The organism is Luteimonas sp. 9C, from assembly GCF_902506295.1.
GTDB lineage: Bacteria > Pseudomonadota > Gammaproteobacteria > Xanthomonadales > Xanthomonadaceae > Luteimonas.
On the sequence record NZ_LR733312.1, the window covers coordinates 2,509,007 to 2,529,106 of the forward strand.

General features: G+C 66.9%; 19 protein-coding genes. 13 read left to right on the top strand and 6 right to left on the bottom strand.

The window, feature by feature from the left end; genetic code table 11:
* Positions 1–42 precede the first annotated feature (42 nt).
* The 3 genes from yidC to rpmH all read right to left on the bottom strand — a co-directional run bounded on the left by yidC (position 43) and on the right by rpmH (position 2,375).
* The gene (gene yidC, locus CURTO8I2_RS11460) at positions 43–1,743 is read right to left on the bottom strand and encodes a membrane protein insertase YidC (RefSeq protein WP_159681199.1); all 1,701 of its coding nucleotides are present in this window, start codon (positions 1,741–1,743) and stop codon (positions 43–45) included.
* Positions 1,744–1,756: 13 nt separating this feature from the next.
* Positions 1,757–2,173, bottom strand: coding sequence for a ribonuclease P protein component (gene rnpA, locus CURTO8I2_RS11465; RefSeq protein ID WP_159681200.1), 417 nt, complete (start codon positions 2,171–2,173; stop codon positions 1,757–1,759).
* 61 nt (positions 2,174–2,234) lie between these two features.
* Positions 2,235–2,375, bottom strand: a complete 141-nt coding sequence (gene rpmH, locus CURTO8I2_RS11470) for a 50S ribosomal protein L34 (RefSeq protein ID WP_047138036.1) — start codon at positions 2,373–2,375, stop codon at positions 2,235–2,237.
* 207 nt (positions 2,376–2,582) lie between these two features.
* Between rpmH and dnaA the strand changes: the two genes are divergently transcribed.
* The 10 genes from dnaA (at position 2,583) to CURTO8I2_RS11520 (ending at position 13,940) form a co-directional block, all read left to right on the top strand.
* Entirely contained in the window at positions 2,583–3,920 is a 1,338-nt protein-coding gene (dnaA, locus tag CURTO8I2_RS11475) for a chromosomal replication initiator protein DnaA (protein ID WP_159681670.1), read from the top strand.
* Positions 3,921–4,173: 253 nt separating this feature from the next.
* Positions 4,174–5,274, top strand: coding sequence for a DNA polymerase III subunit beta (gene dnaN, locus CURTO8I2_RS11480; protein WP_159681201.1), 1,101 nt, complete (start codon positions 4,174–4,176; stop codon positions 5,272–5,274).
* Positions 5,275–5,385: 111 nt separating this feature from the next.
* Positions 5,386–6,477: a DNA replication/repair protein RecF gene (gene recF / locus CURTO8I2_RS11485; RefSeq protein ID WP_343161356.1), complete on the top strand. Its 1,092-nt coding sequence runs from the start codon at positions 5,386–5,388 to the stop codon at positions 6,475–6,477.
* Between the two features lie 226 nt (positions 6,478–6,703).
* Positions 6,704–9,142, top strand: coding sequence for a DNA topoisomerase (ATP-hydrolyzing) subunit B (gene gyrB, locus CURTO8I2_RS11490; RefSeq protein WP_159681203.1), 2,439 nt, complete (start codon positions 6,704–6,706; stop codon positions 9,140–9,142).
* A 108-nt stretch (positions 9,143–9,250) separates the two neighbouring features.
* Positions 9,251–10,060, top strand: coding sequence for a M48 family metallopeptidase (locus tag CURTO8I2_RS11495; RefSeq protein WP_159681204.1), 810 nt, complete (start codon positions 9,251–9,253; stop codon positions 10,058–10,060).
* Positions 10,061–10,168: 108 nt separating this feature from the next.
* Positions 10,169–11,404 (top strand): tetratricopeptide repeat protein, encoded by a 1,236-nt coding sequence (locus CURTO8I2_RS11500; RefSeq protein WP_236551086.1) that lies wholly within the window; start codon positions 10,169–10,171, stop codon positions 11,402–11,404.
* Positions 11,405–11,539: 135 nt separating this feature from the next.
* Positions 11,540–12,205 carry an energy transducer TonB gene (locus tag CURTO8I2_RS11505; protein ID WP_159681205.1) on the top strand — a complete coding sequence of 222 codons (666 nt, stop codon included), beginning with the start codon at positions 11,540–11,542 and terminating at the stop codon, positions 12,203–12,205.
* 154 nt (positions 12,206–12,359) lie between these two features.
* On the top strand, positions 12,360–13,055 hold the full coding sequence (locus CURTO8I2_RS11510) for a MotA/TolQ/ExbB proton channel family protein (RefSeq protein WP_236551143.1): 696 nt from the start codon (positions 12,360–12,362) through the stop codon (positions 13,053–13,055).
* Positions 13,056–13,091: 36 nt separating this feature from the next.
* The gene (locus tag CURTO8I2_RS11515; protein WP_159681207.1) at positions 13,092–13,514 is read left to right on the top strand and encodes a biopolymer transporter ExbD; all 423 of its coding nucleotides are present in this window, start codon (positions 13,092–13,094) and stop codon (positions 13,512–13,514) included.
* 15 nt (positions 13,515–13,529) lie between these two features.
* Entirely contained in the window at positions 13,530–13,940 is a 411-nt protein-coding gene (locus CURTO8I2_RS11520) for a biopolymer transporter ExbD (protein WP_159681208.1), read from the top strand.
* Positions 13,941–14,177: 237 nt separating this feature from the next.
* On the opposite strand, the gene CURTO8I2_RS11525 is transcribed toward CURTO8I2_RS11520, so the two are convergent.
* The 3 genes from CURTO8I2_RS11525 to cls all read right to left on the bottom strand — a co-directional run bounded on the left by CURTO8I2_RS11525 (position 14,178) and on the right by cls (position 16,960).
* Positions 14,178–14,951, bottom strand: coding sequence for a pyridoxine 5'-phosphate synthase (locus CURTO8I2_RS11525; protein WP_159681209.1), 774 nt, complete (start codon positions 14,949–14,951; stop codon positions 14,178–14,180).
* The gene (locus CURTO8I2_RS11530) at positions 14,948–15,229 is read right to left on the bottom strand and encodes a hypothetical protein (protein ID WP_159681210.1); all 282 of its coding nucleotides are present in this window, start codon (positions 15,227–15,229) and stop codon (positions 14,948–14,950) included. Before CURTO8I2_RS11530 ends, CURTO8I2_RS11525 begins: the two co-directional genes overlap by 4 nt.
* Positions 15,230–15,517: 288 nt before the next feature.
* Positions 15,518–16,960, bottom strand: a complete 1,443-nt coding sequence (cls, locus tag CURTO8I2_RS11535; RefSeq protein WP_159681211.1) for a cardiolipin synthase — start codon at positions 16,958–16,960, stop codon at positions 15,518–15,520.
* A 299-nt stretch (positions 16,961–17,259) separates the two neighbouring features.
* Here cls and CURTO8I2_RS11540 point away from each other — a divergent pair, with 299 nt between their 5' ends.
* The 3 genes from CURTO8I2_RS11540 to CURTO8I2_RS11550 all read left to right on the top strand — a co-directional run bounded on the left by CURTO8I2_RS11540 (position 17,260) and on the right by CURTO8I2_RS11550 (position 20,041).
* Positions 17,260–17,781, top strand: coding sequence for a hypothetical protein (locus CURTO8I2_RS11540; RefSeq protein ID WP_159681212.1), 522 nt, complete (start codon positions 17,260–17,262; stop codon positions 17,779–17,781).
* Entirely contained in the window at positions 17,778–18,398 is a 621-nt protein-coding gene (locus CURTO8I2_RS11545; RefSeq protein ID WP_343161350.1) for a hypothetical protein, read from the top strand. Before CURTO8I2_RS11540 ends, CURTO8I2_RS11545 begins: the two co-directional genes overlap by 4 nt.
* Positions 18,399–18,460: 62 nt before the next feature.
* Entirely contained in the window at positions 18,461–20,041 is a 1,581-nt protein-coding gene (locus CURTO8I2_RS11550) for an adhesin (RefSeq protein WP_236551087.1), read from the top strand.
* Positions 20,042–20,100 lie beyond the last annotated feature (59 nt).

The window sequence follows — 20,100 nt, forward strand, 5'->3', positions numbered from 1 at the left end:
CCCGCCATGCGGCGGGCTCGTGGCATTCCGTCGGTGCGGCCGTCAGGCCTTGGCCGGCGCCTCGCTGTAGCGGCGGATCATCCACCACTGCTGCAGCAGGCCGAGGCCGCCGTTGGTGACCCAGTACAGCACCAGACCCGACGGGAAGAAGATCATGATCGCGCCGAACACCAGCGGCATGAACTGCATGATCTTGGCCTGCATCGGATCCATGCCGACCATCGGCGTGAGCTTCTGCGTCGCCCACATGATCGCGATGTTGAGCACCGGCAGGATGAAGTACGGATCGCGCGCGGTCAGGTCCTGGATCCACAGCATCCACGGCGTGTGGCGCAGTTCCACCGATTCCAGCAACACCCAGTACAGGGCGAAGAACACCGGCATCTGCAGCAGCACCGGCAGGCAGCCGCCGATCGGATTGATCTTCTCCTTCTTGTAGAGCTCCATCATCGCCATCTGGAACTTCTGCTTGTCGTCGCCGTAGCGTTCTTTCAGCTGGGCGATGCGCGGCTGGAACTTGCGCATCTTCGCCATCGACTTGTACTGCGCGACCGACAGCGGATACAGCGCCAGTTTCACCAGCAGCACCAGGCCGATGATCGACCAGCCCCAGTTGCCGATCAGGCCGTGCAGCTTGGCCAGCACCCAGAACAGACCTTCGCCGAGCATCGCGAAGATCGAGAAGCGGCTGTAGTCGACGACGCGGTCGAGACCGCGCACGCCCTGCGCCTGGATCAGGTCGACCTGCTTGGGGCCGACCCACAGACGGGCGGTGGTCGAGGCCTGCTGGCCGGCGGGCACGGCGATCGGCGCCCCGAACTCGCGGATCAGGTACCGCGGCGCGCCGGTGCTGCGGTCGATCTGCATCGAGATCGTGCCGGTGTCGTCGGGACGCGGGATCCACGCACTGAAGAAGTGATGCTGGACCATCGCGATCCAGATGTTGCTGTCCTTGGCATTGAGCGGGCCGTCGCTCTCGAAGTCCCCGAGCTGGCGGCGGCTGTAGCCGATGTCGTTGCCGAACCAGGTCGCGCCGACCAGGCTGTAGGACTCGGGATTGGTCATGCCGCGCTTGACCGCCGGCGCGGTGCGGATCAGCTGGCGGTACGGGAAGCCCTGCCATGCCGCGCTGCCGGTGTTGACGATTTCGTCGCGGACTTCGATCGCGTAGTCGCCGCGGGTCAGCACGAAGCTGCGACGGATCGTCACGCCGTTGGCGCCGGTCCACACGAAAGGCACGATGACGGTGTTCTCGCCCTGCGCGAGGGTCGCCGACGTCGCGGTGCCTTCGGGCACGAACTGGCCCTCGTGGCTCGGCGCGGCATTGCTGCTGCTGACCCAGCCGGTCTGGGCGGCGTAGTAGTGCAGCGGGTCGGTGTCGAACATCCGCACCGGCGGCGCACCGTCGTCGCGGGTCTCCGGATACGCCAGCAGATCGGCTTCGATCACGTTGCCGGCGTCGAGCACCACGCGGAGCACGTCGGTCTGGGCGACGACCTGCCGCGCGGCCGGCGCAGGTGTCCCGGCGACCGGCGCGGGCGGCACCGGCGCGGCATCGGTGGGCGCGGTCGGCACGGCGGCGCTGCCGGCGGCAGCGCCCGGCACGGTGACCGACGGCGACGCTTGGGCGGCACTGGTCTGCGGCTGGGCCGCGGCTGCGGTCTTTTCCTTGCCCCACTCCATCCACAGCAACACGGCCACCATCAGCCAGGCGAGGACGAGGAAAGTACGGATCTGGTTCATCAGGCAGGCAGGCTCATGCGCCGGAAGACACCGGCGTGGATGGAATCGGGGAGGCGGGCATTGTGCCGGCCGCGGCTGACGGCGGCAACGCGCGGGCGCGCCGCAACACATTGAGAAAGGCGGCGCGCAAGGCGGGATTGTCGGCCTGCGCGGCGGCAGGACGGGCCACGACGACGTAGCTGCCGGGCGCCAGCTGGGGCTGCATCAGGCGGAACGCATCGCGCAGGACGCGCTTGATCCGGTTGCGGCCCACGGCCCGCTTGTCGACCTTGCGCGACACGGCAAGGCCCAACCGCGCCGGGCCTGCTTCGGACAACAGATGCACGGCCAGCATCGGCGACGCGGTCCGCGTCGCACTGGCGAAGATTCGATCGAAATCCGCACGCGCGCGCACACGCACGTGCCGCGGATAGCGGACACCGGCGGTCATGGAAGCTGCGCTGCAGAACGGGTCGGGAGTGCGGAGACGCGACTCACCGACCCGGAGGGCTTCAGGCCGAGAGGACCTTGCGGCCCTTCGCGCGACGACGCGCGAGGATCTTGCGGCCGTCGGCCGTCGCCATGCGGGCACGGAAACCGTGATCGCGCTTGCGCTTGAGGTTGCTGGGCTGATAGGTGCGCTTGGTAGCCATGGTCGAGCCCTTCGGGCAACGTGACGAATAGAACCGGAAATTCTAGCGGCCTGTGACCTGACCGGTCAAGCCGGGTCTGTCATGCGCGCCGCGCCAGCCGCACGGCGCCGGGCCGCGGGTGGCGACATGATAGTCTGCGTGCCCTTCCCCGGCGACCTGGCCGCGCACCTGCGTGGCGGCGCCCGCTTTGTCGAATTCCGCCGCATGATGGATGCCTGGCCCCGCTGCCTTCAACGCCTCGAAGCCGAGTTTCCGGCCGAGGATGTCCACACCTGGCTCAAGCCGCTCCAGGCCCAGGCCGACGACCGCTCGACCGTGCTGTACGCCCCGAATGCCTTCGTCCGCGACGAAGTGCAGGCGCGCTACATGCCGCGGATCCGCGAGTTGCTGGCGCACTTCGCCGGCGTCGAGGATGTGAGCCTGCAGGTCGGGTCGCTGCCCCGTGCAGCCGCGCCGCCGCCGGCGAGCCTGCTGTCGGGAAGCGATGCCCGGTCCCAGCCCGCCGCGCCGATCGAAGCCTTCGCCGGCAACATGGACAGCCACTACACCTTCGACAACTTCGTCGAGGGCCGCAGCAACCAGATGGGCCGCGCCGCCGCCTGGCAGGCGGCGCTCAAGCCGGGCGACCGCGCCCACAACCCGCTGCTGCTCTACGGCGGCACGGGCCTGGGCAAGACCCATCTGATGTTCGCCGCCGGCAACGCGATGCGCCAGGCCAATCCCCGTGCGCGCGTGCTGTATCTGCGTTCGGAGGAGTTCTACAGCGCGTTCTTCCGCTCGATCCAGGAAAAGACCTCGGACCAGTTCAAGCGGCAGTTCCGCCAGATCGACGCGCTGCTGATCGACGACATCCAGTTCTTCGCCGGCAAGGACCGCACCCAGGAAGAGTTCTTCCACACCTTCAATACGCTGTTCGACAGCAAGCAGCAGATCATCATGACCTGCGACCGCTATCCGCGTGAGGTGGATGGCCTCGAGCCACGGCTCAAGTCGCGCCTGGCCTGGGGCCTGTCGGTGGCGATCGATCCGCCCGATTTCGAGACCCGCGCCGCGATCGTGCTGGCCAAGGCCGCAGAGCGCGGGACCCAGGTGCCCGACGACGTGGCGTTCCTGCTGGCCAAGAAGATGCATTCCAACGTGCGCGACCTCGAGGGCGCGCTCAACACCTTGGCCGCGCGCGCGAACTTCATGGGCCGGGCGATCACGGTCGAGTTCGCCCAGGAGACGCTGCGCGACCTGCTGCGTGCCCAGCAGCAGGCGATCAGCATGTCCAACATCCAGAAGGTCGTGGCCGACTATTACGGCCTGCAGATCAAGGACCTGCTCTCCAAGCGCCGGACACGCTCGCTGGCGCGTCCGCGTCAGGTGGCGATGGCACTGTCCAAGGAACTCACGGAACACAGCCTGCCAGAGATCGGCGAGGCCTTCGCGGGTCGCGACCACACCACCGTGCTGCACGCCTGCCGGCAGATCCGCACACTGATCGAAAGCGACGGCAAACTGCGCGAGGACTGGGACAAGCTGATCCGTAAACTCAGCGAGTAAGCTGTGCGTCCCGGCTGCTGCACAACACGGGGGCCGGACGTGGACAGCCTGTGGACAATTTGAGGGGTCGAAAGTTGTCCACAGCTTGATCCACCACTCCACACCGCACTGTCCACCGGGTTTGGAAGCTCCAAAAAGTCAATCGATTCAGTGGTTTGCAGTAGATACCAACCGATTTCGGCTCTACCCAGCACCACCATTTTTAGATTTATATCCTTTTTATAAAAGCACGGGACAAGGGGATAACACCGACATGCGTTTCAGTCTCCAACGCGAAACACTGCTCAAGCCGCTGGCCCAGGTCGTCAACGTCGTCGAGCGCCGCCAGACCCTGCCCGTGCTGGCCAACCTGCTGGTCCAGGTCCAGGACGGCCAACTGTCGTTGACCGGTACCGACCTTGAAGTCGAGATGGTCTCGCGCCGTGCGGTCGACGATGCCCAGGATGGCGAAACCACGATTCCGGCGCGCAAGCTGTTCGACATCGTTCGCGCACTGCCCGACGGCAGCAAGGTCGTGATCTCGCAGTCCGGTGAGAAAATCACCGTGCAGGCCGGTCGCAGCCGCTTCACGCTGTCGAGCCTGCCGGCGGGCGATTTCCCGTCCGTGGACGAGGTCGAGGCGACCGATCGCATCGCGGTGCCGGAGGCGGCCCTCAAGGAACTCATCGAGCGCACCGCGTTCGCGATGGCGCAGCAGGATGTCCGCTATTACCTCAACGGCCTGCTGTTCGATCTGGGCGACACGCGTCTGCGCTGCGTGGCGACCGACGGCCATCGGCTGGCGCTGTGCGAAACCACGCTGGAGACGGCGGTCCAGACCAAGCGCCAGATCATCCTGCCGCGCAAGGGCGTGACCGAGCTGCAGCGCCTGCTCGAAGGCGGCGACAAGACGCTGGAACTGGAGCTAGGCCGCAACCACCTCCGGGTCAAGCGCGACGATGTGACCTTTACTAGCAAGCTGATCGACGGCCGGTTCCCGGATTACGAGGCGGTGATTCCGATCGGCGCCGACCGCGAAGTGACGATCGACCGCGAACTGCTGCGCGCCGCGTTGCAGCGTGTGGCGATCCTGTCGAACGAGAAGTACCGCGGCGTGCGTCTGGAAGTCTCGCCGGGCACGGTGCGCATCAATGCGCACAATCCCGAGCAGGAAGAGGCGCACGAGGAAGTCGAGGCCGATACCAAGGTCGACGACCTGGCGGTGGGTTTCAACGTCAACTACCTGCTGGATGCGCTGACCGCACTGCGGGGCGAACAGGTGATCCTGAAGCTGCGCGATGCGAACTCGTCCGCCCTGGTGCGTGAAGCGACGGACGAACGCAGCCGTCACGTGGTGATGCCGCTGCGTCTCTGACGTCATCGGTAGACTGGGCGCCCGTCGCCCACATGTTTCACGTGGAACACGACGCCCGGCTTGCCGGGCGTCTTCCGTTCCGGCCTGGTTGCCTCTTGGATATCCGTGCAGATCACCCGCTTCGACCTCCACAACGTGCGCAATCTGCAGCCGACTTCGCTGCGGCCCGGACCCGGCTTGAATTTGTTGCTGGGTGACAACGGCGCCGGCAAGACCAGCGTGCTGGAGGGACTGCACCTGATGGCGTATGGGCGCAGTTTCCGGGGCCGCGTGCGCGACGGACTCGTCCAGCGCGGGCGCGAGGCGATCGAACTGTATGTCGAGTGGCAGGACGACCCGGCACAACCGGATCGGTACCGTCGGGCCGGTCTGCGCCACACCGGGCAGGACTGGACCGGCCGACTGGATGGGCAGGACGTCGCCCAGCTGGGCGATCTGTGTGCAGCGCTGATGGTCGTGACCTTCGAGCCAGGGAGTCATGCGCTGATATCGGGGAGCAGCGAGGTGCGCCGCCGGTTCCTGGACTGGGGGCTGTTCCACGTGGAACAGGACTTCCTGCAACAGTGGCGGCGGTACGCACGGGCGCTGCGTCAGCGGAACGCGTTGCTGAAGTCCGGCGCGGGTGGTTCCCAGCTCGATGCGTGGGACCTGGAGCTTGTCGATGCTGCTCTACCGTTGGATGTCAGGCGGGAGGGCTATCTCCAGCGGCTGCAGACTGCGGTGCAGGCGGTGGCCGCCCAGGTCGCGCCGGCGCTGGGCATCCCGGAACTCGTGTTTCTTCCGGGCTGGCGGCGCCAGGATCTGTCGCTGGCCGACGCGCTGGTCGTGGCACGCGACCGGGACCGGGCGATGGGGCACACCAGCGTTGGTCCCCACCGTGCCGACTGGCGGATCCGGTTCGATGATCGGCCGGAGCAGTCCCTGCTCTCGCGGGGGCAGGCTAAGCAATCGGCGTTGTGCTGCCTGCTGGCGCAGGCGCGCGACTGTGCGGATCGATTTGCCGGCCGTTGGCCCGTGATCGCGCTCGACGATCTGGCGTCGGAGCTGGATCGGCACCATCAACGACACGTCCTGACCTACCTGCAGCAGGCCGGTGCACAGGTGCTGATCACCGGCACCGAACGCCCTGACCACTGGCCCACCGGGGTGCTTGAAAGTGCCGTGACGTTCCACGTGGAACATGGCGCAGTGCGCGCCGTCTAGACGACGCACAGACCGACGGCGGCTCGACCCCTCATTGTTCCACGTGGAACACGATTCGCCCGCCGGCAGTAGGGTCTTTCCGGCGCGCGTGTTCCACGTGGAACGCCCGCCGGAGGCCCTGCCTCGAACTGCTATAATTCCGCCCTTGCGGCCCATTCCTGCCGCGCCCGTCCGGTCCCCGGGTGGTGCGCCTGGATGCCGCGCTCCCGGCCAGACAGCGAACCGAATGAGCGACGAGACGATCTCCGGCGGCGCCCCCGCCAATTCCGACTACGATTCCAGCCGCATCACCGTCCTGCGTGGCCTCGAGGCCGTCCGCAAGCGTCCGGGCATGTACATCGGCGATGTGCACGACGGCACCGGCCTGCACCACATGGTGTTCGAAGTCGTCGACAACTCGATCGACGAAGCGCTGGCCGGCCACGCCGACGACATCGTGGTGACCATCCACGAGGATGGTTCGGTGTCGGTCTCGGACAACGGCCGCGGTATTCCGGTCGACATCCACAAGGAAGAAGGGATCTCGGCCGCCGAGGTCATCATGACCCAGCTGCACGCGGGCGGTAAGTTCGACGACAACAGCTACAAGGTCTCGGGCGGTCTGCATGGCGTCGGCGTGTCGGTGGTCAACGCGCTCAGCGAGAAGCTCACGCTCGACATCTGGCGCGATGGCTATCACCACCATCAGGAATACGCGATGGGCGAGGCCGTGACGCCTGTCCAGCGCGGCGAGGCCTCGACCAAACGTGGCACGCTGCTGCGCTTCTGGCCGGCGGTGGCCACGTTCTCCGACGTGACCTTCCACTACGACATCTTGGCCCGCCGCCTGCGCGAGCTCTCGTTCCTCAACTCGGGTGTCCGGATCAATCTGGTCGACCTGCGCGGCGATGGCCGTCGCGACCTGTTCGAGTACGAGGGCGGCATCCGGTCGTTCGTCGAGCATCTGGCGCAGCTCAAGACGCCGCTGCATCCGAACGTGATCTCGGTGACCGGCGAGCAGAGCGGCATCACGGTCGATGTCGCCCTGCAGTGGACCGACGCCTACCAAGAAACGATGTTCTGCTTCACCAACAACATCCCGCAGAAGGATGGCGGCACCCACCTGATCGGGTTCCGCGCGGCGCTCACGCGGACGCTGACGAACTACATCGAGCGCAACGGTATCGCCAAGCAGGCCAAGGTGGCGCTGTCCGGCGACGACATGCGCGAGGGCATGATCGCCGTGCTGTCGGTGAAGGTGCCGGACCCGAGCTTCTCCTCGCAGACCAAGGAAAAGCTGGTGTCCTCCGAGGTGCGCCCGGTGGTCGAGAGTGCGTTCGGCCAGCGCCTGCAGGAATTCCTCGACGAAAACCCGGCGGAAGCCCGCGCGATCGCCGGCAAGATCGTCGACGCCGCCCGCGCCCGCGAGGCCGCACGCAAGGCGCGCGACCTGACCCGGCGCAAGGGCGCGCTCGACATCGCCGGTCTGCCCGGCAAGCTCGCCGACTGCCAGGAAAAGGATCCGGCGCTGTCCGAACTGTTCATCGTCGAGGGTGACTCGGCAGGTGGCTCCGCCAAGCAGGGCCGCAATCGCAAGACGCAGGCGATCCTGCCGCTGAAGGGCAAGATCCTCAATGTCGAGCGCGCGCGCTTCGACCGCATGCTCGCCAGCGCCGAGGTCGGTACGCTGATCACGGCGCTCGGCACCGGCATCGGCAAGGACGAATACAACCCGGACAAGCTGCGCTACCACCGCATCATCCTGATGACCGACGCCGACGTCGACGGCTCGCACATCCGCACGCTGCTGCTGACGTTCTTCTACCGGCAGATGCCTGAGCTGATCGAGCGCGGCCACGTCTACATCGGCCTGCCGCCGCTGTACAAGATCAAGCAAGGCAAGAACGAGCTGTACCTCAAGGACGATGCGGCGCTCGATGCGTATCTGGCCGCCAATGCCGTCGAAGGTGCGGGGCTGACCCCGGCGACGGGCGAGCCGGCGATCGAAGGCGCCTCGCTGGAGAAGCTGCTGCTGGTGTTCGCGTCGGCGAAGGAAACCGTGGCCCGCAACGCCCATCGCTACGATCCGGCCGTCATGGAGCTTCTGCTCGACGCGGCGCCGATCGCGGCGGGCACCGAGTCAGAGATCGAGACGACGCTGCGCGCACTGGAGGCCCGTCTGAACCATAAGGGGCTCGGCCGCCCGCGTTACCGCTTCGGGATCCAGCCCGCCACTGACGCCCGTGGGCCGGTGTTGACCATCGAGCGCCAGCACATGGGCCTCGATGTCGTGCAGCTGGTACCGCTCGCCACACTCGAGACCGGCGAACTGCGTGCCATCGGCGAAGCCGCGCGGCAGCTGCATGGTCTGATCCGCGAAGGCGCGCAGATCGTGCGCGGCAACCGCGCCCAGCCCGTGGGCTCCTTCGCGGAGGCCCAGGCGTGGCTGCTCGAGGAAGCCAAGCGGGGTCGCCAGATCCAGCGCTTCAAGGGCCTCGGCGAGATGAATCCCGAGCAGCTCTGGGACACCACGGTGAACCCGGAAACTCGCCGCCTGCTGCAGGTGCGGATCGAGGATGCGGTGGCCGCGGACGAGATCTTCAGCACCCTGATGGGTGACGTGGTCGAGCCGCGCCGCGCATTCATCGACGACAACGCACTCAAGGTCGCCAATCTGGACGTCTGAACGATTCATGCGCGGTTCGACGTGCGCATCCGTATGGAGGCCGCGATTGACGGCGCGTTAATCTCCGACGTTTTAAAAGGTGGGGTCTTGAACAGGGGAGTCCCACCGATGAAAACGCCGATTGCGGCGCTCGCCGCCGCTGTGCTGGTTGCCAGCTGCGCGACCACCACCTCCCCGACCGGTCGCACCCAGTACGTCGGCGCCGTGTCCGCGGCCCAGCTCAACCAGATGGGTGAGCAGGCGTTCGCGGAAACCAAGTCCAAGATGCGGACGTCGCCTGATGCGCGCCAGCAGGCGTACGTGCGCTGCATCGTGACCGACATCGTGCGCGAACTGCCGGCAAACTGGCAGCAGCTCAACTGGGAGTCGGTCGTCTTCGTCGACGACAATCCGAATGCCTTCGCCCTGCCGGGCGGCAAGGTCGGCGTGCACACCGGGATCCTCCAGGTCGCACAGAACCAGGATCAGCTGGCCGCCGTGATCGCGCATGAGATCGGCCACGTCTACGCCAACCACCACGACGAACGCATCACCCGCCAGATGGGCGCGCAGGGCTTGCTGGGTGTCGCCGGCGCCGCGCTGGGTTCACGCTACGGCGAAGGCGCGCAGCAGTCGGCGAACCAGCTGGGTGGCGCCGCACTGCAGACGACCTTCCTCCTGCCGGGCACGCGTACCCAGGAAACCGAGGCCGACGTGGTCGGCCAGGATCTGATGGCCAAGGCGGGTTTTGATCCGCGTGCTGCCGTGGGCCTGTGGCAGAACATGATCGCCGCCAGTGGCGGCAGCCGTCCGCCGCAGTGGCTGTCGACGCATCCCAATCCCGAGAACCGCATCAGCGAACTGCAGACGCGCGCCGCGCGCCTCGTGCCGACCTACGAGCAGGCGCAGGCTGCAGGCAAGCGTCCGCGCTGCGGCTGATATCGCGCGCAAACCGCTGCACATCGCTGCAACCAACCGGCGATAATCGCCGTCTCCAGACTCCGGCCCCCGGCGCACCGTGGGGCCACCTGCCAATCGAGGTGCTCCATGTCGAAGTCCCGCATGTCCCAGCAGGCGCTTGCCGCCGCCCTGACCACCGCCCTGCTCGCATTCACCGCGCCGACGATGGTGTTCGCGCAGGACGAGGGCAGCGACCGCAGCAGCCGTGCCGACCGCGCCTCGCGCAGCGGCGATCGCAGCGAGCGTCGAAGCTCGCGCCAGGCGCCGCAGAAGGCGGAGGCGCTGTACCCAAACAGCAGCCGTGAGGAACCGGGCATCGCCGCCAGCCAGCGCCTGCTCAAGCAGCTCAATACGCTGTCGGAAGCCAACAACGAGTCCGATGCCGCCAAGGGTCTGCCGGTCGCCGACGAGATCCTCGCCAACAGCGCCGCGAACACGTACGACAAGTCGATGGCGGCGCTGCTCGCGGGCCAGCTGCTCCTCAACGAAGATAATGCGCGTGCGGTGACCTACCTCGACCAGGCGATCGAAACCGGTGGTCTCGACAACAACAACCACTTCCAGGCGATGTTGATCGTCGCGCAGCTGCAGGCGCAGGAAAACCAGTACGAACAGGCGCTCGCCTCGCTCGATCGTTACATCACCGAGTCCGGCTCCACCGATCCCAAGGACCAGGCGCTCAAGGGCAACCTGCTGTATCGCCTGGAGCGGTATCCGGAAGCGATCGCGACGCTCAAGCCGCTGGTCGATGCCGGCGGCGAAGTGGACCCGCAGTGGCAGCAGATCCTGATGGCGTCCTACGCCGAGTCTGGCAACAGCGCCGAAGCCACGCGCCTGGCCGAACAGGTCGCGCAGGCGACACCGGACGACAAGCGCTCGCAGGTCAATCTGGCGGTGTCGTATCTGCAGACCGATCAGAACGACAAGGCGATCGAAGTCTTCGAGCGTCTGCGTGCAGCCGGACAGCTCACCGAAGAGAGCGAGTACCGCAACCTCTACGCGCTGTATCTCAACAGCGAGAACAAGGAACGCGAAGCGATCGCGGTGATCAACGAAGGCCTGCAGAAGAACATCCTGAAGGAGGATTACCGCACGATGGCGGCGCTCGGTCAGGCCAACTATTTCAGTGACCAGATCGAGCCTGCGATCGCCGCATGGCGCAAGGCGGCGCCGCTCGCCGAAAACGGGGATACGTACCTCAATCTTGCACGCGTGCTGCACCAGGAAGGACGTTCCGACGAAGCGAAGGAAGCGGCACGACAGGCGATTGCGAAAGGCCTGAAATCGAACACCGATGCGGAGCGCATCATCTCCGGCCGTTAAGAAAAAGTTGCGTGCATCATGGATGGTGCTGGCCACTTGGATTGGTATAAGCTTTAGGGTTCCTGCCGCCCGAACAGGTCGGCAGTTCGACTTTTCCACCGGGGTTTCGACCCCGGCCTCACCAGAGTTCTCCGCATGACGCAACGCTCGACGACGACCGACAGGAACGACGAAGACGAGGGCCTGAACTGGGGCCGCATCGCCGGCTTCACGATGGTGGTCGCGTTCCACGCTGCTGCGATCATGCTGCTGCTCGCGCCCGTCAATCCGCCGAACGCTGCGGCGCAGGAAGAAGCAGCGACGCGCGTCGTGATCATCGAACCGCCGCCGCCGCCGCCCCCGCCGCCGCCGCCGCCGCCGGAGCCGCCGAAGCCCACGCCGATCAAGGAGCTGACGCCGCCGCGTCCGACGCCGGTGCCGCCCCCGCCGGAAGCACCGCCGGTCGTGTTCGACGATCCGTCGCCGATGGATACGCCGGCGCCGCCGCCCGCACCGCCGTCACCGCCCGCGCCTTCCGCTGACATCGGCGCCAGCGTCGACATCTCGTCGAAGAACATGAATCCGCCGCGTTACCCGCCTGCCGCCGCGCGCGCGCAGATCGAGGGCACGGTGATCCTGGTGATCGACGTCGATGCCAACGGCAACGTCACCAACGTGTCGGTCGAGAAGTCCAGCCGCAACCGTGACCTCGATCGCGCCGCGATCGAAGCCGCCCGCAAGTGGTCGTTCACGCCCGCCACGAAGAACGGGCAGCCCGCCGCAGGCCGCGTTCGCGTCCCGGTCGACTTCAACCTCGGCTGATCGATTCCGCTGTATCCGATACACCGGCGTTCTTCGGGACGTCGAGCCTTACGCGTCATCGTTCCACTCTTCAAACCACTACATCTAGAAGGTAAGCGTCATGCTGCAGGAAACCACCAACGCCGCTGTGTCCAACGCTGCCGGTCTGGAGTCGATGGGCTTCGCTGACATGATCGAGCACATGGACGCGGTCAACTGGACCGTGCTCATCGTTCTGATCGTGATGTCGGCCATGTCGATCTTCTGGATCATTTTCAATGCGATCAAGGCCGCGCGCCTGAAGGGCAGCACCGATCGCGTGATCAACACGTTCTGGGAAACCTCGAACGCGCAGGATGCGATCCGCTTCATGGAAGAGCAGCCCAAGAGCGAGCCCTTCTCGAAGGTCGCCCTCGACGCCGCACAGGCCGCCGCGCACCACCAGCGTCATGAGGGTTCGCGTCTCGTCGAGTCGCTGAACCGCTCCGAGTTCGTCGATCGCGCCCTGCGTCAGGCCGTAACCCGCGAATCGCTGAAGCTCGAAGACGGTCTGACCGTGCTTGCGACCGTCGGCGCGACCGCCCCGTTCGTGGGTCTGCTCGGTACGGTGTGGGGCATCTACCGCGCCCTGATCCGCATCGGTGCCAGCGGCCAGGCCGACATCGGCGCAGTGGCAGGTCCGGTCGGCGAGGCGCTGATCATGACCGCCATCGGTCTCGGCGTCGCGATCCCGGCAGTGCTCGGCTATAACTTCTTCGTCCGCCTGAACCGCGGTACGAACAACAAGCTCGACACCTTCGCGCACGACCTGCACGACTTCTTCGCCACCGGTTCGCGCGTCGGCGAGACGCCGGCTCCGGCCAAGGTCTAAGAAGCGCGCACGTCTTAGCGACAACGGAGTTCAGATATGGCTTTCAGCTCAGGTGGTGGCAACGACAAGGTCAACGCCACGATCAACATCGTCCCGCTTGTCGACGTCATGCTGGTGCTGCTGATCATCTTCATGGTCACGGCACCCCTGATGGCGCACAAGGTGCAGGTCGAGTTGCCGGAAGCGAATCTCGACGAGCGTCCCGAAACCGCCCCCGGCCCGACGCCGTTGACGGTAGCGGTCACCGAAACCGGTGACATCTACCTCAACGACGAGCCGGTGACGCTCCAGCTGCTGGAGAGCGCCTTCTCGGTGGAAGCCCAGAAGACGCCGCAGCCGCCGGTGAACATCCGCGGCGACTCGACGACCAAGTACCGGACGATCAACGACGTGGTCAACACTGCACAGGCCCAGGGCATGCGCAAGGTCGGCTTCGTCGCGACGGTCGAAAACAGGTAAACCGGAGCAACACGCATGGCATTTTCATCCGGTGGCGAAGGCCCGATGGCCGACATCAACATCATTCCGCTCTGCGACGTGATGTTGGTGCTGCTGATCATCTTCATGGTGACGGCGCCGAAGGCTTCCTATCCAATTGACATCGATCTTCCGCAGCGTTCCACGACGCCGCCGGAGAATCCGGTGGAACCACCGGAGCCGATCCGGCTGCGCATCGACGGCTCGGGCCAGATCTTCTGGAACGACAGCCCGACGCCAGTGTCGGCACTGCGCAACATGATGGAGTCGGAAGTCCAGCGTGACCCGACCAATCAGCCGACGCTCGAGATTGACACCAGTGGCGACGCCGATTACGGCGTGCTGGCCAAGGTGCTGGCGGAAGCGAAGAACGCGCAGATGCAGAAGATCGGCTTCGTGCGTCAGTAACACGCGACAAGCGCCGGCGCGGGCCTGCAGCACGCGCCGGTGATCGATGCAGTGATTTGAACGCCGCCTTCGGGCGGCGTTTTTTTTGCGGCATTGCCGGGCGAGCCGGTCCCGACGCTGGCGCCGTGCGCGGTATCGCGGTGTGTGGCGTGCCGAAGGCAACGTGACACGGGCGACGCGATGAGGGGAACACTGGTTGCGTGCGCCGTCGGCACAGTCGCAGGAATCAGCGCGGGGTCAGATATCCGAGCCGGGTCCGACGGAGACTGCGTCGATGATCGCGAGGTAGCCGCGCACGGTGGCGGCCAGCCCGTCATACAGGGCTTCGCCGATCAGCGCATGGCCGATCGAGACCTCGTCCACGCCGCCGAGCGCAGTGAGGAACGCTGCGAGATTGGCCTGGCTGAGATCGTGTCCGGCGTTGACGCCGAGCCCGGCATCGCGCGCCTGGCCGGCGGTGGAAACGAACGCGGGCAGAGCCGAATCCGGGGCGCCGGCGTCGAAAGCTTCGGCCCAGGGCCCGGTGAAGAGTTCGATACGATCCGCGCCGGTGGCATGGGCCGCGGCGATGTCGGCGCCGGCATCGGCGAACAGACTGACGCGGCAGCCGAGATCGCGGAACCCGGCCACCAGGGGAATCAGTGCATCGCGGTCGCGCGCGAAATCGAAGCCGTGGTCGGACGTCAGCTGGGCGTCGCCGTCGGGCACCAGGGTCACCTGCGCCGGGCGTGTCTCGGTGCACAGCGCGAGCAAGCCCGGATAGCCCTCGCGGGGCGGCGCGAACGGGTTGCCCTCGATGTTGAACTCGACGCCGCGCTCGGCCGTCAGGCGTGCGAGGCGCCGTACGTCATCGGCCCGGATGTGCCGTGCATCGGGACGCGGATGCACGGTGATGCCGTGCGCGCCGGCATCGATGCAGGCGCGCGCGGCCCGCACGACGTCGGGATCGCGGCCGCCGCGCGAATTGCGCAGCACCGCGATCTTGTTGACGTTGACGCTGAGCCGGGTCACGGACCTGCGGGCGGCGTACGGGCCGGGTCGTCGGCAGGCGCTGCAGCTGCGGCGCGCCGGGCGTCGGCCTGCTCGCGCAGACGACGCAGTTCCACCGGGTCCACCATCATCGCTTCGTTGCGACTCTGGCTGCCCACGCGCTGCGCCAGCAGTCCGAGTACGCCGATCACCACGAACACGAGCGACAGCACGAGGGCGATCGCCGCGAGCGGGACCGACGTGGTGGTGAACGCGATGACGACCGCGCCGAGCGCGAGCAACAGGAACAACCAGGGCATGGGACGGGCTCCGCCTGACGTGTGGGCGAGTCTAAACCAGTCGTCGGTCGGAACCCGCTTCGGACGCACGGCCGGATCGACGAACGTGGCATCGGCGCGACAGACGGCGGCGCGTCGCGCGGTGCGGACCGTATCGATGCATCCCGGGGTGGTGCGGACGAGCGCCCCACTGACCCGGTCTCGATCACGCGCTCCGCGCGGGCTGCATGCCATCGCGGCACAGGAAAGGCGAACGGTGGCGCGGGCCGCGCAAGGTCCCCGGTCGGAAGCCGCGAAGCGGCGTCCCGCTCAGAGCAGCGGCGAACACAGCCGGGCGAGGGCCTCGGGCAGCCGAGCGGTCAGCAATGGACGATGGCGACCGCGCTGCACGCGCGGCGCGTTCGCGAACTCGCCCTCGATGTACTGCGCCAGTGCCGCCGCCATGCCGGCATCGTCGAACAGCACGGACACCTCGAAGTTGAGCCGGAAGCTGCGGTGGTCGAAGTTCGCACTGCCGATCAGCGCGAGCTGGTCGTCGACCAACAAGGTCTTGCTGTGCAGCAGCCGCGAGCGGTACTCGTAGACCTTCACGCCGGCGACCAGCAGCTGGCCGAAGTACGAACGCGCGGCCAGCGTCACCAGGGTCGAGTCGCTGGTCCTGGGCACCAGCAGGCGCACATCCAGACCGGCGAGCGCCGCCGAGGTCAGTGCCATCATCGCCGCCTCGCCGGGCACGAAATACGGCGTCGTCATCCACACGCGGTGTTTCGCCGCGTGGATCGCGCCGACGTGCGCGCGATGGATCGCTTCCCAGTTCGAATCCGGCCCCGACGTCAGGACCTGGGTGCGGATCGGCCCGGCATCCGCTGCCGGTGTCTGGCGTTCGACCTCGGCCAGGAAGTCCCGGCGCCCGGTGGCGTAGACCCAGTCCTCGGCAAACACCAGCTGCAGCACGCGCACCGACTTGCCGACCAGACGCATGTGCAGATCGCGATACGCGTCTGTGCGCAGCCGCTCGTCCTGCTCGTCGGTGACGTTCATGCCGCCGGTGTAGCCGATGCGGCCGTCGATCACGACGATCTTGCGATGCGTGCGCAGGTTGGTCCACGGCCGCTGCCAGATGCGGCCGAAGCGTATCGGGTGGAACCAGGCGAGCTCTCCGCCGGCATCGAGCAGTGGCGCGAAGAACCTGCGCGAGGCTTTCGACCCGACGAAGTCGAGCAGCACGCGCACGCGCACGCCCGACCGCGCACGCTCGACCAGCGCGTCCCGCAGCGCGGCGCCGGTCGTGTCGGGCTCGTAGATGTAGTACTCGAGGTGGACGTGATGTTCGGCGCGCGCGATGTCGGCAAGCAATGCGGTGTACTTCGCCGCGCCATCGACCAGCAGCTCCACTTGCGCCGAGGACGTCGCCGGCAATCCGGTCGTCGCCTGGCCCAGTCGCACCAGCTCGGCACCCTCTCCCGCTTCGGCTTCGATCTGCGTGCTGCGCAACGAGGCGCGACTGTGCGTGCGGCGCAAGCGGTTGCGGTGGATTTTCTGCGGTCCGAACACGTGATAGACCAGAAAGCCGACATACGGCAACAGCGCGAGCCCGAACAGCCAGCTCAGCGTGGCGACCGGCTCGCGCTTCTGCAGCACGATCCACACGCCCAGCACCAGCAGATACACCGCCCAGCCGATCGTCAGCAACGCGACCAGATGCGGCATGGTCGCGGCCCACTCCCAGGCACGTTGCAGGGTTCCGGACATGGGGGCCTCATGGAGAGCGCCGATCGCGCCGCGCACAGGGTAGCGGCGCGCCAGGCAAAACCGTGTGTCCCGGTACCTGTGACCTGTGACATCGGGGTGTTGCACCGGTGCAACACGCCCGAAAGTCGCGCCACCACGCGGATCGGGGCCGGCACGGCCGCGCGCGGGTGTAACAGGTCACGACGCATATCCGGGAAGCGTGCCGCGCGATTCGATGCAAGTGACTGATATTAAATAAGAAAAAGACTTGGCACGGCGTCTGCGTTGATCTCTGCGTTGAAAGAAGCGGGGAGCCGACCATGCGCCATCCAATCCAGACGGGCCTGTACCTGCTGCTGCCGTGCCTGACGCTGGCGACGGGTATCGCGGAGGCGGCCGGCGCGCGCGCCGGAGTGCAGCCGACCCATGGCGAAATGGTGCTGCTGCGCGATGTCAGCGCCCGCCACGCGGTGCGCCAGGCGCCCCCGGGCATCGGCCTGATCGTCGATCCCACGCCGAACCGGCAGCTGATGCCCTCGTTGCCCGGCGGTGAACTGAGCGACGCGGACTTCCTCGCACTCGATACCGGGCAACAGGTGCAGGGCGCCATGCGTGGCACCGGTGGCATCGCCGCGCCCGTGACGCAGGTGCTGACCGGCACGCTCGGCGGCGGCGCAACCGCGCGCGACGCCAGCGGCATCCAGGGTGCCGGCACGCTGGGCGCCGCGACCGGCGGTCCGCTCGGCGCGGTTGGCAGCGCCACACGCGGCATCGGCGGGCACATCACCGGCGCGCTGTCGCAGATGCCCTTCACCCAGCCGGCGAACGGAGGCGGACCGTGATCCGCGCCCTCGCCTGCCTCGGACTCGGCGTCCTCGCCGCGGCACCGGTGTGCGCCGCCGACGACTACCCGTCGATGCTCGGCTATCTCACCCAATCGCGCGTGGACGGCAACGCGTTCGCCGGTGCGTCCGGGGCGATCGCGATCAACCTCGCCGCCGGCGATCTCAACCAGCAGGCGAACCTGCGTGCGATCGCGGTCGGCACCCGGGCGATCGCCAACGTCGACGCGCGCCAGTCGCGCCGTCGCGACTTCGCCACGACGCCCGACACGGCCACGGCCGTCATCGCGGGCCACACGCTCGCAGGCGCGTCGGGCATCGCATCGATCAACCAGGCCAGTGGGGCCGGCAACGCGTCGTTCAACGCGGTGTCGCTCGCACTGGCGCAACAGGGCATACGCGAAACCGACGACGACGGTTCGTTGTCGGCGGCGTTCGCGTCGGCGGGGCAACAGCACGGTTTCGAACACGGGGGCGCGACATCGAATCGTCGCGTGGCGTCCGTCGAGTCCACTGCGCTGCAGGGCTTCGAAGGTGTGTTGCAGCTCAACCAGGTCGCGGGATCCGGGAACGACACCGGCAACACGCTGGCGATGTCGATCCAGGCGGGACCGTGACCGGGCACTTCAACGGGAACTCCACGAGAGCAGACGAGAGAGAGATCACAGACATGAAGACCATGAAGACCACACTGCTGGCGATTGCCGTCAGCGCAGCCGCGGTGGGCGCGGCACAGGCCCAGAGCGTCGACTGGCAGATCGTCGATTACGACATCACCATCGACGACACGCGCAACTACGAGACCAACGTCGACGACACGCGCAATTACGAAACCAACATCACCAACACCAATACCGAGGTCAACACCACGGTCAACCAGTCGCAGGACTGGACCCAGACCGTGAACCAATCGGTGGACCAGAGCCTGACCGAGACCGTCGATCGCAGCCTCACCGAGTCCTACGACATCAGCGTCACCGATGCGTTCAACCGCGAGGTCAACCAGCAGGTCGACCAGAGCCTCGACGAGGCCCATCGCATCCGCACCAACCAGGTGAGCGAGAACATCAATCGCACCGAGAACGTGAACTCCGACATCCGTCGCGAGCGCAACGAGCACGGCGTGTCGGTGAACCTCGAGAAGGATCTGTCGCTGAGCTCGGACATCGCCTTCAGTGGCGACCCGACCATCACCGGCGCCATCGATCTCGACTCGGCCGCCATCGCGGTGATCGACAACCGCCAGTCGATCAGCGGCAATACGGGCCTCAACAACGTGCTCGAAAACACCGCCGACATCGGCGATGACGTGGGCTCCGAAGCCTCCGGCAACCTGCTGTTCAACGTCGCTGCAGGTGACAACAACGTGCAGGACAATGCTGCGGCACTGTCGGCCGCCGACGCGGGCTTCGCGTTCGGTCTCGCCGATGCCGAAGTGTTCGTGAACCAGTCCGGCTCGCAGAACATGACGATGAACCGCGGCGTGACCAACGACGCGAGCATCGGCGGCAATGCGTTCTCGGCAGCCACCGGCAACATCGGCGTCAACGTGGCCTCGGGCAACAACAACGGGCAGAAGAACGCGATGGCCGCATCGGTGGCCACCGCCGCCTACGCGCAGTCCAGCGTGAGCTCCAACCAGTCCTCGAGCGGCAACATGACCTCGAACGCCGGCAGCTACGAGCGCTTCACCGATACGGTCAACGTCTCGCTCAGCGGCACGATGAGCGGCAACTCGATCGCGTTCGGCCGAGGCATCTACGAGGGCAGCACCAGCGGCACCTCCGAGTCGCGCGGCAACGCCTACCAGCAGTCGAACTTCTATGCCGACATGTGGGAAGGCGAACTGCACCCGGCCGGTCCGGTGACCGGACATGCGGACTTCGATGGCGCCTCGCAGGGTGCGGTCGACAATCCGTACCGCGGTGCGGACGAGTTCGGTGAGATCGGCGGTCTCGCGTTCGATACCGATTCTGAAGGGACGTACGAAGGCACGGAGTCGGGCGAGCTGGCCTTCGTCGAGCTGGGCTACACCGAGCTCGACGCGGCGCTCAGCGGCACGGTCACCACGTCGCGCTGGGTCGCGGTCGCGGCCACCAACGATGCCAGCCTGTCGGGCAGTGCCTTCAGCGCGGCGTCCGGCAACATCGGCGTGAACGTGGCGGCGGGTACCGGCAATCTGCAGGCCAACAGCCTGTCGATGGCGGTCGCGCAGCCGGGCGCAGCGGCGCCGCCTCCGGGCGGTGGCGGCGGCGAGTAAGCGCCCACGAGGTGTGACGTCCGGTCTGCCCCCAGACCGGGCTTCTCCCGGAAGCCCCG